9 protein-coding genes are annotated in these 12,805 nt (G+C 41.3%); 6 read left to right on the top strand and 3 right to left on the bottom strand.

Translation table 11 applies throughout. The annotated features are described in order from the left end of the window. The first annotated feature begins 8 nt into the window (after positions 1 to 8). On the top strand, positions 9 to 629 hold the full coding sequence (locus EFT72_RS16285; RefSeq protein WP_124067977.1) for a histidine phosphatase family protein: 621 nt from the start codon (positions 9 to 11) through the stop codon (positions 627 to 629). Between the two features lie 105 nt (positions 630 to 734). Here EFT72_RS16285 and EFT72_RS16290 read toward each other — a convergent pair whose 3' ends face one another. Next, a complete protein-coding gene (locus tag EFT72_RS16290; protein WP_124067978.1) occupies positions 735 to 1,052 on the bottom strand; it encodes a hypothetical protein in 318 nt (105 codons plus the stop codon). 285 nt (positions 1,053 to 1,337) lie between these two features. On the opposite strand from EFT72_RS16290, the gene EFT72_RS16295 reads away from it, so the two are divergent. Further along, positions 1,338 to 5,087 (top strand): phosphoribosylformylglycinamidine synthase, encoded by a 3,750-nt coding sequence (locus EFT72_RS16295; protein WP_124067979.1) that lies wholly within the window; start codon positions 1,338 to 1,340, stop codon positions 5,085 to 5,087. Positions 5,088 to 5,140: 53 nt separating this feature from the next. Here the strand turns inward: EFT72_RS16295 and EFT72_RS16300 are convergent, their stop codons facing one another. Continuing rightward, the gene (locus tag EFT72_RS16300) at positions 5,141 to 5,956 is read right to left on the bottom strand and encodes a MerR family transcriptional regulator (protein WP_124067980.1); all 816 of its coding nucleotides are present in this window, start codon (positions 5,954 to 5,956) and stop codon (positions 5,141 to 5,143) included. Positions 5,957 to 6,116: 160 nt separating this feature from the next. After that, on the bottom strand, positions 6,117 to 7,967 hold the full coding sequence (gene asnB, locus EFT72_RS16305; RefSeq protein WP_124067981.1) for an asparagine synthase (glutamine-hydrolyzing): 1,851 nt from the start codon (positions 7,965 to 7,967) through the stop codon (positions 6,117 to 6,119). A gap of 340 nt (positions 7,968 to 8,307) precedes the next feature. Between asnB and xylB the strand changes: the two genes are divergently transcribed. Genes xylB through EFT72_RS16325 form a run of 4 tightly spaced genes read left to right on the top strand, consistent with a single transcriptional unit; the run spans position 8,308 to position 12,700 of the window. Beyond that, a complete protein-coding gene (gene xylB / locus EFT72_RS16310; RefSeq protein ID WP_124067982.1) occupies positions 8,308 to 9,831 on the top strand; it encodes a xylulokinase in 1,524 nt (507 codons plus the stop codon). Positions 9,832 to 9,863: 32 nt separating this feature from the next. Then, the gene (gene fsa, locus EFT72_RS16315) at positions 9,864 to 10,517 is read left to right on the top strand and encodes a fructose-6-phosphate aldolase (RefSeq protein WP_124067983.1); all 654 of its coding nucleotides are present in this window, start codon (positions 9,864 to 9,866) and stop codon (positions 10,515 to 10,517) included. A gap of 24 nt (positions 10,518 to 10,541) precedes the next feature. Beyond that, on the top strand, positions 10,542 to 11,162 hold the full coding sequence (locus EFT72_RS16320) for a DUF4867 family protein (RefSeq protein ID WP_124068017.1): 621 nt from the start codon (positions 10,542 to 10,544) through the stop codon (positions 11,160 to 11,162). A gap of 50 nt (positions 11,163 to 11,212) precedes the next feature. Continuing rightward, positions 11,213 to 12,700, top strand: coding sequence for an L-fucose/L-arabinose isomerase family protein (locus tag EFT72_RS16325; protein ID WP_124067984.1), 1,488 nt, complete (start codon positions 11,213 to 11,215; stop codon positions 12,698 to 12,700). The last annotated feature ends 105 nt before the right edge of the window (positions 12,701 to 12,805 follow it).

A 12,805-nucleotide genomic window follows, 5' to 3' on the forward strand; every position in this document is an offset into this window, starting at 1 on the left:
AGGTTAAGATGAAGATATATTTGATACGTCATGGTCAGACAGATTGGAATTTACAAGGTAGAATCCAGGGAAGCCATGACATTCCCTTAAATGAAACGGGATTGAAACAGGCAGAGTGTCTTGCGCAGGGAATGAAAAATCATCCGGTGAAAAAGATCTTTTGCAGTACATTAAAGCGAGCGTTGGCGACTGCAGAAGTTTTGGGAACGATTCAAAACACACAAATAATAGAAAAGCAACAGCTGATTGAGGTGGAATTTGGAGAATGGGAAGGCCTTACCTGGGATGAAATCCAGAAAACGTATCCAAAGGAGTATCGTCACTGGTCTTTGCGACCGGCTGAATCAGCACCTCCGGGAGGAGAAAGCCAGAGCGAAATTTTAAACCGCTGCCGACAGGTCGTGAAGGAGATTATAAGCGAAACTGGGGGGAGAGAAGATGCTGCTGTGGTTTCCCATGGGGCAACGCTGGCGTATTTGTTGACCTGTATGTTGAAACCAAATTCATTGGAAGAAAGTATTATCGTTGAGAATGCCAGTATAACCACCGTCAATTATCAGCCATTGACAGAGGATTTTATGTTGTTGGATAGAAATGATACAGCACATCTGACCGGTTCTTTTTCATAGAATAAGCAGAAAAGAGAGACGATGATCGCCTCTCCTTTCTTTGTCCCATTTCACATGTTATAGAATTACTTATTACTTCATTGTTCCGGTACTGGATACAAAATCTCAATCAAACAATGTTTCTACCAATATTTTCAGCATGGAAGGTGTGGTTCGGATAAACAGCTTATCATTTCCGGCACAGCGCAGGGTGGTCTGCATCATAACTTCTTTGGATGCAGAAGTATCGAAAATACCAATCATATTGGCGCAGGATTCTACAATTGTAGTAAGCTGTCCGGCTTTTTCGATAAAGGTTTCAATAAGCTCTTCATTCAGTTGTAAGCACACCTCTAAATTTGGACTTTGTCCATCCGTTTTATACTGGGTGTTTTCAAATGAATATTTCTGTGTTAATTCGTTTAGTTGTTGATTAAGATCCATATAATATAACGCTCCTTTGTAAAAAATCCTTTACTACTATATTGTAAATTTGCCAAATTATCAAGAGGTTTCCTGAAATAATGTCGAAAAATGTCGAAATAGTTTCTGATAAGAAAGTACTTTCTGCCTCAGAGTGGAATCGGGAATTCATTTATTAATAATACTGATTAATAACATAAGATATATTAATTTCACTAATCGTTATAATTTATGTTATGATGGTACAAGAATAAGAGGGATGGAAGAACCTGATGAATCATAAGGATTCTTTATAAGGAGGAAATTATGAATGTAAGAAGAATATACGTTGAAAAGAAGTCCGCTTATGCCGTAAAAGCGAATGAACTAAAAGAGGAAATTGCAAATTATCTGGGGATCCAGGCGGTAAATGAAGTGAGGATTCTCATCCGTTATGATGTGGAAAATTTATCGGATGAAACGTATGGGCTGGCTCTTACTTCTGTTTTTTCTGAGCCTCCACTTGATCAGGTGTATGAAGAGAGTTTCCCCCATAATGAGTTGGATGTTATGTTTACCGTAGAATATCTCCCAGGTCAGTTTGATCAACGGGCGGACTCGGCAGAGCAGTGTGTCAGACTTTTAAAGGAAGAAGAAACACCTGTTATTAAATCAGCTATCACTTATGTCATATCTGGAGATCTGTCAAAAGAACAGGTGGAAGAGATAAAATCTTACTGTGTGAATCCTGTGGATTCCAGGGTAGCAGAAGAGAAAAAGCCTAAAACACTGGTAACTGTTTTTGATATTCCACAAGAGGTTGCTATTCTTTGTGGATTTCAGGCGATGACCGAAAAAGAATTAAAGAACTTATATGATACGTTCCACCTTGCCATGACATTTCAGGATTTTCTTCATATCCAAAGTTATTATCGGGAAGAGGAAAAAAGAGATCCATCCATGACAGAAATTCGTGTGTTGGATACCTATTGGTCGGATCACTGCCGTCATACAACGTTCCAGACAGAATTAAAAGAGGTGTTTTTTCAGGAGGGTGCATACAAGAAGCCCATGGAAGATACGTACCGTCAGTACTTATCGGATCGGGAAGAAGTGTTAAAAGATAAGAGTGGGAAGTTTGTTTGTCTTATGGACCTTGCTTTGATGGCAATGAAAAAACTTCGGAAGGATGGGAAACTGGAAGATCTGGAAGTATCGGATGAAATCAATGCCTGCAGCATTGTGGTTCCAGTTACCATTGATGGAGTAGAGGAAGAATGGCTGGTTAATTTTAAAAATGAAACGCACAATCATCCCACGGAAATTGAGCCATTTGGTGGTGCTGCTACCTGTTTGGGTGGAGCCATACGAGATCCTCTTTCCGGTCGGACTTATGTCTATCAGGCAATGCGGGTAACGGGTGCAGCTGACCCAACGAAGCCTCTTCATGATACGCTTAAGGGAAAACTGCCTCAAAGAAAGATCGTGACAGGTGCAGCAAGAGGGTATAGTTCCTATGGGAATCAGATTGGGCTGGCGACTGGTTATGTAAAAGAAATCTATCATCCGGACTACGTGGCAAAACGAATGGAAATCGGAGCTGTCATGGGTGCTGCTCCAAGAAAGAATGTAATTCGGGAAACCTCAGACCCAGGGGATGTGATTGTCTTGCTGGGAGGTAGGACTGGTCGGGACGGCTGTGGAGGTGCCACTGGTTCTTCAAAAGTTCATACGGAAGAATCCATCGAAACATGTGGTGCGGAAGTGCAAAAGGGAAATGCACCAACCGAACGTAAGATCCAGCGGTTGTTCCGCAGAGAAGAGGCAAGCCGGATCATTAAAAAATGCAACGATTTTGGAGCAGGAGGAGTGTCGGTTGCCATTGGAGAACTCGCAGATGGACTGGAGATCAATTTAGATCAGGTGCCTAAAAAATATGCTGGACTGGATGGAACTGAAATCGCTATCTCTGAGTCTCAGGAAAGAATGGCAGTTGTGATCGATGCGGCAGATGAAGATCAATTTCTTTCCTATGCAGCAGAAGAGAATTTGGAAGCGGTAAAAGTAGCAGTAGTCACGAAAGAACCAAGGCTTGTTATGAACTGGAGAGGGAAGACGATTGTCAATATCAGCCGAGCCTTTTTGGATACCAATGGAGCCCATCAGGAAGCCTCTGTCGAGATCGAAATGCCAGAAAAAACAGAGAGTTCGTTTGTGAGAAAAACGGGCAATGATGTACGGAAACAGTGGCTTTCTACGTTATCTGACTTAAATGTCTGCGCTCAAAAAGGACTTGTGGAGATGTTTGACGGTTCCATCGGTGCAGGCAGTGTACTCATGCCTTACGGGGGAAAATACCAGTTGACAGAATCTCAGGCAATGGTTGCAAAACTTCCCGTATTAAAAGGAAAGACCGATGCCGTAACCATAATGAGCTGTGGGTTTGATCCTTATCTGACCAAATGGAGCCCGTATCATGGAGCAATCTATGCAGTATTGACTTCCGTTGCTAAAATAGCGGCAGCAGGAGGCGATTTTAAGAACATACGGTTTACGTTCCAGGAGTATTTCCGCAGAATGTCAGAAGATCCAAAGCGGTGGAGCCAGCCTTTTGCAGCTTTATTAGGTGCTTATCATGCCCAGATGGGATTTGGACTTCCTTCCATCGGAGGAAAAGACAGTATGTCCGGGACGTTTCAGGACATTGATGTGCCGCCGACTCTGGTTTCCTTTGCAGTTGATGTGGCAAATGGGAAGCACATTATCTCACCGGAGTTTAAAAAGGAAGGAAATAGTATCGTGGTATTTCATATCGAAAGGGATGCCTATGATTTGCCTGTTTATCCGCAGATTATGGATGGATATGAAAAATTATACGAAGACATCCTTGCACACCGGGTTGTTTCTGCATATGCAGTGGAACGTCACGGCATCTGTGAGGCTGTAAGCAAAATGGCGTTCGGCAATCACATGGGAGTAAGGATCGGAGATCAAATCAGTCCAGATGAATTTTTCGCGGCAGGCTGGGGAAATGTTGTATGCGAAGTTCCAAAAGACCAGGTATCAAAGCTTTCGCTTCCATGTACGGTAATTGGTGAAGTGACGAAACAGGGAATATTTGAATATCAGAACAGTTCTATTCCCATGGAAGATGCATTGCATGCATGGACAGAGCCATTAAAAGAGGTCTATCCTACAGAATCTGGTGCAAAAGGTCAATTGGTGAAGGAAGTTTTTTATGATACAAAAGAGATTTATGTATGTAAAAACAAAGTCGCCAAACCAAGAGTATTCATTCCGGTATTTCCAGGAACGAATTGTGAATACGACAGCCTCCGGGCATTTGAACTGGCAGGAGCCAAGGTGGAAACAAAAGTTTTCCGTAATCTGACGGCAGAGGGGATCAAAGAGTCTGTTCAGATGTATCAGAAAGAGATTAAAAACGCCCAGATTGTGATGTTCCCAGGTGGATTCTCCGCTGGTGATGAACCAGATGGATCGGCAAAGTTTTTTGCTGCTGTATTTCGCAATGAAGGGATCAAGGAGGAGATTACCAGGCTGCTCAATGAAAGAGATGGTCTCATGCTTGGAATCTGCAATGGGTTTCAGGCTCTGATCAAACTGGGATTGGTTCCAGAAGGAGCCATCACCCAGCAAAGAGAAGATTCTCCTACCCTTGCAATGAATACCATCGGACGTCATGTTTCAAAAATGGTTTATACGAAAGTGACTTCCAACCGATCCCCATGGCTTTCGGGAGCCCAGTTGGGTGGAGTATACTGTAATCCAGCTTCTCATGGCGAAGGACGGTTCGCAGCCAGTGAGAAATGGATGAAAAAGTTAATAGAAAACGGCCAGATCGCGACTCAATATGTGGATGCGTCTGGAACTCCTACCATGGATGAAGACTGGAACCCCAATGGTTCGTATCTGGCAGTAGAGGGGATTACCAGTCCAGATGGACGGATTCTGGGGAAAATGGCACACTCTGAGCGGCGGGGCGATTCCGTAGCCATTAATATCTATGGAGAACAGGACATGAAAATTTTTGAATCGGGTGTTAATTATTTTAAATAAACAAAAGGAAACAGGAAATCTGAGGTTAGAAGATATCAGATTTCCTGTTTTTTTTACTTCTGTTTCAGTGAGTCCACCGGAGAGCGAAGTGGTAGGTAAAGCTCAATATAGTGAACCGGATCGCCTTCTTTTATGGCTTCGCTTTGAGGAACAACATCGTCAAAGGCGCACTGGGGCAGATATTTGCTGAATGCAGTGCCAGAAAGGGAATATCCCATTTCATAAGCCCAGCTTGCAGCAGCTTGAATCGTTTGTGGATCTGGGTTGGGAGTTTCTGATGCGAGAATGGTGTAAACACATTGATCATAAGAAAGAACGGATTGGTGTTTCAGCTCTGGTTTTAATTTCATGACAGAGGCAGTATCCATAGTAAGTAAAAATACTTGGCTGGTTTCCTTTCCCTGGCGTCTCTCTAAAGGATATTCATTTAAAAGATAACAAAGGTCAGATACACCAAGATCATTCAACGCATCTTCTGGCAAGATATAACTAGGCGGAAATGATTTTATTTTATAATGACCTAAGTCACGTTTCACGCTGTCGTATAGGGCTTTTAATTGGTTTAAATGAACCAGAGACTGTCTGTGCTGTTCTACTTGCTGTTTTTCTTCTGCAATCTTTTCCTGAATCATAGAACGTCTGGAATGAAATGTACTTTTATACAAGATTCGTTCAATATCCTCTAAACTAAAATTGAGTCTTCGGTAAAACATAATGTTTAACAATTGCCGGATATCTTCATAGGTATAGCTTCTATAACCGTTTTTTAGTTTATGTGGTTGTATGATTCCTCTTTTTTCATAGAAACGAAGGGTATCCCGGCTTAGCCCCAAACGGTTTGAAACTTCTCCAATGCTGTATTTTTTCATATTAATTCCCCATTTCTGTTTGGTTTTACCAATTTTATTTTACCATAAATAAGGAAGGAACGGTCTTACGGTTTTCTTTCTATACTTACAAAATTTTAACAAAGTGTAAAAATATGTGAAAATACGGCCTCTTTGCGAAAGAGACCGCAATGGAATCGGTTTAGACAATGGTAATGTGGTAAGCTTTTAGCCAGTAATTTACCTGTAGAATGTATGCAAGCATCTGTGGACCAGCCATGAGCTGTCCATACCAGGGCTTTCCGTAATCGGAAGGGCTCATAAGGAATTGTTCAAGTTTCTTTTTATCTAGAAATTCCATAACCGGTGAGGAAACATCTGTCATCATTTCTCGAACCCGATTGATTAAAAGTGTCTCATAATTGGTGTCATAGGTTTTGGGATAGGGTGATTTCTTCCGAAACACAATTTCCTCTGGAAGTATGTTTTTTCCAGTTTGACGTAATAGATTTTTCACAACCCCATCCTTTGTTTTCATATCCCATGGAACATTAAAGACATATTCAATGATTCTGTGGTCAGCAAAGGGGACTCTGGCTTCTAGCCCAGAGTACATACTTCCCCGGTCCATACGATTTAGCAGGGTTTGCATAAACCATCTTAAATTTAAGTAAGAAATTTCTCTTCTTCTTGCTTCTTTTTTATGTTCCCCAGGAAGACATGGAGTTTCAGCCACTGATTTTTCATAAGCCTCTCTTACATAATCGTCCATCTGTAAATAATCTAAAAATTCGTCAGATAATAGAACCTTTCTAGGTTTTAAATCCATGGTCCATGGAAAAGCGTGGGCTTTGAAACAATCTTCCCGATGAAACCAGGGATAACCACCAAAAATCTCATCTGCACATTCGCCTGTTAAGGTAACTTTATTGAGCGGTTTCACCAGGGAACAGAAATGCAGCATAGAGGAATCAATATCTCCCATTGCAGGAAGGTCATGTGCCAATACGGAATCATAAAGACGATCTGCCTGAGTGACGTTGTCACATTCCAAATAATGATGATTAGTATCAAGGAATTCCACCATTTTATCTACATAAGGTCGATCTTGGGAAGGTTGGAAAGCACTGGCCTTAAAGTACTTATCATTGTTGACGAAATCAAAGGAAAAGGTAGTAAGCTTTTCTCCTTTTTTTTTCAATTCAGCCGCACAAACGGCTGAGACCAGACTTGAGTCCAAACCTCCGGATAAAAAAGTACAGATTGGAACATCGGAAACCATCTGTCTTTTTATTGAGTCTGTTACAAGAAAAGATGTCTTTTCAATGGTTTCTTCGTAACTGTCTGTGTGAGGTTTGCTTGTGAGTTTCCAATAGGACCTTAGATGAAATCCATCACCAGAACAAAGTAGCATATGTCCAGGAAGCAGTTCGTTTATATTTTTAAAGACGCCACATCCAGATGTTCGGGCAGGACCAATGGAAAACACCTCGTTTAATCCTATTCGGTCAAGGACTGGTTTTATTTTTGGGTAGGCAAAGATTCCTTTTAACTCAGATGCAAAGACAATTTCTTCGTCCTGTATGGTATAAAACAAAGGTTTTACCCCAGAACGATCCCTGCAAAGGCAAAGGCAGTCTCGGTAGGGATCTAATATGGCATAAGCAAAGATTCCATTTAACTGTTTGGCAAAATCGGGTCCATATTCCATATAGCCGGTTAGGATTACTTCCGTATCGCAAGTGGTGGAAAATGAATGTCCCTTTTGGATTAGATCATTTCGAAGTTCCTTTGTATTGTAAATCTCTCCATTGTATACAATACCAAAGGTCTTACCCGCTTCTGTTTTTTTCATTGGCTGGTTTCCATTTGCTAAGTCGATAATGGATAACCGGGCATGGGCTAGCCCCCCATGTGGAAAAAGCCACATTCCTAAAGCATCTGGTCCCCGGTGCTTTTGAATGGATGACATATCTGAAAGTATTGTTTCATAATAAGATTGATTCATTTGGTAATCTCGGTTTGGATTATAAAAACCGGCAATTCCACACATGACAATCCCTCCTTTTGACTTGATTACTGCTATCTTTTTTCCTGATAGGAAAAATATCCTGCTCCTATTTAACAGATATGCGCAAATTACGGGAACGATGCTTATAACAAAGAAAACAAACCACTCGTTGTGATATGTAAAATGATACATGCTGTTGCTGTTTGCAGCATATAAAAGGATAGGAGGGACACATGAAATAACCGGTTACTTTAACTAGAAATAAAAAAGCAAGTTTTTGAAAAAAGGCAAGAAAGTGCTATTACTTGGACAAATAATAGCACGCTTTTTTATGGCATGTATATTATAATCAAGTTAAGAGATTTTACCAGGAGGTAACAGGATGAATTATCTGATAGGAATTGATGTGGGAACATCTGCGACAAAGACAGTTCTGTTCGATGAAAAAGGGAATGTTGTAGTTTCTGCATCCAAAGAATATCCGCTTTATCAGCCAAATAACGGTTGGGCGGAACAAAAGCCAGAAGACTGGCAGGATGCGGTAATTGAAACACTTACTAAGGTGGTTAAAGAGTCAGGAGCATCAAGCGAAGAGATTAAGGGAATCGGGATTTCAGGACAGATGCATGGTTTGGTTATGCTTGATGATAAGAATGAAGTGATCCGCCCCTCGATTATCTGGTGTGACCAGAGAACGGGTGCAGAAGTGGATGAGATGTTAGCGATTATGCCTAGAGAGCGTTGGATTGAGATAACAGCCAACCCACCGCTAACCGGTTGGACTGCGGCCAAGATTTTATGGGTAAGAAACCATGAACCAGAAAACTATCGCCGGTGCAGACATATTTTACTTCCCAAGGATTATATCCGTTTTGTGCTGACTGGTGTATTTGCAACTGAAGTGTCAGATGCCAGTGGGATGCAACTTTTAGATGTTCCTGGCAGATGCTGGTCAGAAGAGGTTTTAGATAAGCTTCATATTGATCCTAATCTTTTGGGTAAGGTTTATGAATCCTGTGAGGTAACTGGAACCGTTCTTCCAGAAATAGCCAAAAAAACAGGACTTTCCGAAAAAACCAAGGTAGTTGGCGGTGCTGGCGACAATGCAGCAGCAGCGGTGGGAACAGGAGTGGTAACGGATGGAACTGCTTTTACCACCATTGGAACTTCAGGGGTTGTGTTTGCTCACAGCAGTCAAGTTACCATTGATCCCAAAGGCAGAGTGCATACCTGTTGTTGTGCGGTTCCAGGTGCATGGCATGTGATGGGGGTTACTCAGGCAGCGGGGCTTTCGCTTAAATGGTTCCGGGATAATTTCTGTCAGGATTACATAGAGGAAGCATCGAAACAGGGCATTGATGCGTACGAATTGATTAATCAGGATGTAGCTAAGATAGAAGCAGGAAGTGATAAACTGATTTATCTGCCTTATCTCATGGGAGAGCGGACGCCTCATCTAGATCCGGACTGTCGGGGCGTATTTTTTGGCTTATCTGCCATACATACCAGAGCTCATATGCTTCGTGCGGTTATGGAAGGAGTGTCTTATTCTTTAAGTGACTGCAATGATATTCTGAAAGAGATGGGCATTACCGTAGACCAGATGATGGCATGCGGCGGCGGTGGAAAAAGTCCGGTGTGGCGGCAGATGCTGGCGGATATGTATAATTGTAGTGTAAAAACAGTTGCTCAGACGGAAGGCCCTGCGCTGGGAGTTGCGATATTGGCTGGAGTTGGATGCGGAATTTATGAGAGTGTGGAATCCGCATGTAAGATGTTAATCTGTGAAGATAAATCAACAGAGGCAGATGATCAGCAGGTACAGCGTTATGAGAAATACCATACGCTTTATAAAAAGTTGTATGTAAATCTAAAAGACAGCTATAAAGAACTATCAACAATTTAAAACAGGCAAAAGGAAAACAGGAGGATAAGAATATGCGTTTTTTTATTGATACGGCAAATGTAGAAGAGATCAAAAAGGCAAATGAGATGGGGGTTATATGTGGAGTTACTACAAATCCATCTTTAATCGCGAAAGAGGGACGTGATTTTAAGCAAGTTATCGGTGAGATTGCTGCTATTGTTGACGGTCCTATCAGCGGAGAGGTAAAAGCAACTACCGTTGACGCTGAGGGTATGATTAAAGAAGGCAGAGAAATTGCAGCCATTCACCCCAATATGGTAGTAAAGATTCCTATGACAGCAGAAGGTCTAAAGGCAGTAAAAGTGTTGACAGCAGAGGGAATTCACACAAATGTAACACTTGTATTTTCTGCAGCTCAGGCACTTTTAGCAGCAAGAGCAGGTGCTTCTTATGTATCTCCATTCTTAGGACGTCTTGACGATATTTCTATGCCTGGAATCCAGTTGGTTGAAGACATTATGGAGATTTTCCAGGTGCATGGAATTGAAACAGAGATTATCGCAGCCAGTGTAAGAAATCCAATTCATGTCATTGATTGTGCGAAAGCTGGAGCTGATATTGCAACTGTGCCTTACCAGGTATTTCTACAGATGACAAAGCATCCGCTTACCGATCAGGGAATTGAGAAGTTTAGAAAAGATTATATTGCTGTATTCGGAGAATAAAAAAAGAGAGGTAAGATTATGGGAATGGATATCAAACAGGTCACAGATCCAGCCTTTCGCTCTTATGGAAAAGTGATCAAGGGTTATCAGATACAGGAACTAATGGAGAAGATGAAAAAAACTCCCCTTCCTGGGGATGTGACCTACGTTCCATCAGTGGAAGAACTAGAATGTCTTTTCGTATCCAGGGAGATGGAGAAAAAACTATATGGACAGATGCCAATCCAAGTCGGATATTGCAACGGTCATAATAAAAAATTAAATGCAGTAGAGTACCATAGAAATTCAGAGATCAACATTGCGGTAACTGATCTCGTTTTGATCCTGGGGAAACAGCAAGACATTGCTTCGGATTATACGTATTCATCGGATCAGATGGAGGCTTTTCTCATTCCTGCAAATACAGTGATTGAGGTTTACGCTACAACGCTTCATTATGCCCCCTGTCATGTAGAGGACAGTGGATTTCGTTGTGTCGTCATTCTGCCTAAGGATACAAACACAGATTTGGATCCGATAAAGTCAGTAACTGACCCGGAAGATCAATTGTTGTTTGCAAAAAATAAATGGTTGATTGGACATCCGGAAGGTGGATTGCCAGAAGAAGCATATATTGGAATTATAGGAGAGAATCGAACAATCTAGAAACATTATATCAGGTAAATTACCTGCAAGATAATAGGAGGAGTTATAAGATGATTAATATCCCAGAATTAAAAGTTGGAATAGTAGCAGTTAGCAGAGACTGTTTTCCAGAATCTTTATCCGTAAACAGAAGAAAAGCGTTGGTAAAAGCGTATGGAGAAAAATACGATGCAAAGAATATCTATGAATGTCCGGTTTGTATTGTAGAGAGTGAAATCCATATGGTACAGGCACTGGAAGATATTAAAAAGGCAGAATGCAACGCTCTTGTTGTGTATCTTGGAAACTTCGGTCCGGAAATTTCAGAGACACTTCTTGCCAAACACTTTGATGGTCCTGTGATGTTTGTTGCGGCAGCAGAGGAAAGTGGCGATAATTTAATTCAGGGCAGGGGTGATGCATATTGCGGTATGTTAAATGCCAGCTATAACTTAAAGCTCAGAAATATTAAGGCATACATACCAGAGTATCCGATTGGAACCGCAGAAGAATGTGCAGATATGATAGAAGAATTTTTACCGATTGCCCGGACTTTGGTTGGCCTTTCCAGCTTAAAGATTATAAGTTTTGGGCCTCGTCCTTTAAACTTCCTTGCATGCAATGCTCCGATTAAACAGCTTTATAATATGGGAGTAGAAATTGAGGAGAATTCAGAATTAGATCTGTTTGAGGCATTCAATAAACATGCTGATGATCCCAGAATTCCAGATGTGGTAAAAGATATGGAAAAAGAGCTTGGGAAAGGCAATCAAAAGCCTGATATTCTTCCAAAACTTGCTCAGTATGAATTGACTTTACTTGACTGGGTAGAGGATCACAAAGGATACCGCAAGTATGTTGCAATTGCTGGCAAATGCTGGCCAGCTTTCCAGACACAGTTTGGCTTTGTTCCATGTTATGTGAATAGCCGTCTGACTGGAATGGGAATACCAGTTTCCTGTGAAGTGGATATTTATGGAGCGCTCAGTGAATTTATTGGAACTTGTGTCAGCCTAGATGCGGTAACCCTTCTCGATATTAACAATACGGTTCCAGATGATATGTATGAGGAGAGTATTAAAGACAATTACAACTATACCCACAAAGATACCTTTATGGGATTCCATTGCGGCAATACTTGCTCTAGAAAGTTATCTGCTTGTTCCATGAAGTATCAGATGATTATGGCAAGAACGCTTCCAGAGGAAGTAACTCAGGGTACTCTTGAAGGTGACATTGCTCCTGGAGATATTACATTTTTCCGTTTACAGAGTACAGCAGATAATATTCTTCGTGCATACGTCGCGCAGGGAGAGGTTCTGCCAGTAGCGACCCGTTCGTTTGGTTCCATAGGTATCTTTGCAATATCAGAAATGGGAAGATTTTATCGTCATGTATTGATCGAGAAAAACTATCCACATCATGGTGCAGTTGCTTTTGGACATTATGGAAAAGCAATGTTTGAAATATTTAAATATCTTGGTGTAGATGAAATTGGATTTAATCAGCCCAAAGATATGCTATATAACACAGAAAATCCATATGATAGATTCCTTTGATTTTTAAATAAGGTTATTTATTAGGACAGGAGGACAACTCTGCAAGATTTGGCAGATTTGTCCTCCTGTCTCTTTGTCCTTTTGTTAATTTGATGAATGCAGTAC

The organism is Clostridium sp. E02 (assembly GCF_003833015.1).
Taxonomy (GTDB): Bacteria; Bacillota; Clostridia; order Lachnospirales; family Lachnospiraceae; genus Lacrimispora.

What these genes read in the sequence shown, in the direction of transcription:
- xylB (WP_124067982.1), top strand. Translation starts at nt 8,308, where the DNA reads ATGAATTATCTGATAGGAATTGATGTGGGAACATCTGCGACAAAGACA.
- EFT72_RS16320 (WP_124068017.1), top strand. Translation starts at nt 10,542, where the DNA reads ATGGATATCAAACAGGTCACAGATCCAGCCTTTCGCTCTTATGGAAAA.
- fsa (WP_124067983.1), top strand. Translation starts at nt 9,864, where the DNA reads ATGCGTTTTTTTATTGATACGGCAAATGTAGAAGAGATCAAAAAGGCA.
- EFT72_RS16295 (WP_124067979.1), top strand. Translation starts at nt 1,338, where the DNA reads ATGAATGTAAGAAGAATATACGTTGAAAAGAAGTCCGCTTATGCCGTA.
- EFT72_RS16325 (WP_124067984.1), top strand. Translation starts at nt 11,213, where the DNA reads ATGATTAATATCCCAGAATTAAAAGTTGGAATAGTAGCAGTTAGCAGA.
- EFT72_RS16285 (WP_124067977.1), top strand. Translation starts at nt 9, where the DNA reads ATGAAGATATATTTGATACGTCATGGTCAGACAGATTGGAATTTACAA.
- EFT72_RS16290 (WP_124067978.1), bottom strand. Translation starts at nt 1,052, where the DNA reads ATGGATCTTAATCAACAACTAAACGAATTAACACAGAAATATTCATTT.
- asnB (WP_124067981.1), bottom strand. Translation starts at nt 7,967, where the DNA reads ATGTGTGGAATTGCCGGTTTTTATAATCCAAACCGAGATTACCAAATG.
- EFT72_RS16300 (WP_124067980.1), bottom strand. Translation starts at nt 5,956, where the DNA reads ATGAAAAAATACAGCATTGGAGAAGTTTCAAACCGTTTGGGGCTAAGC.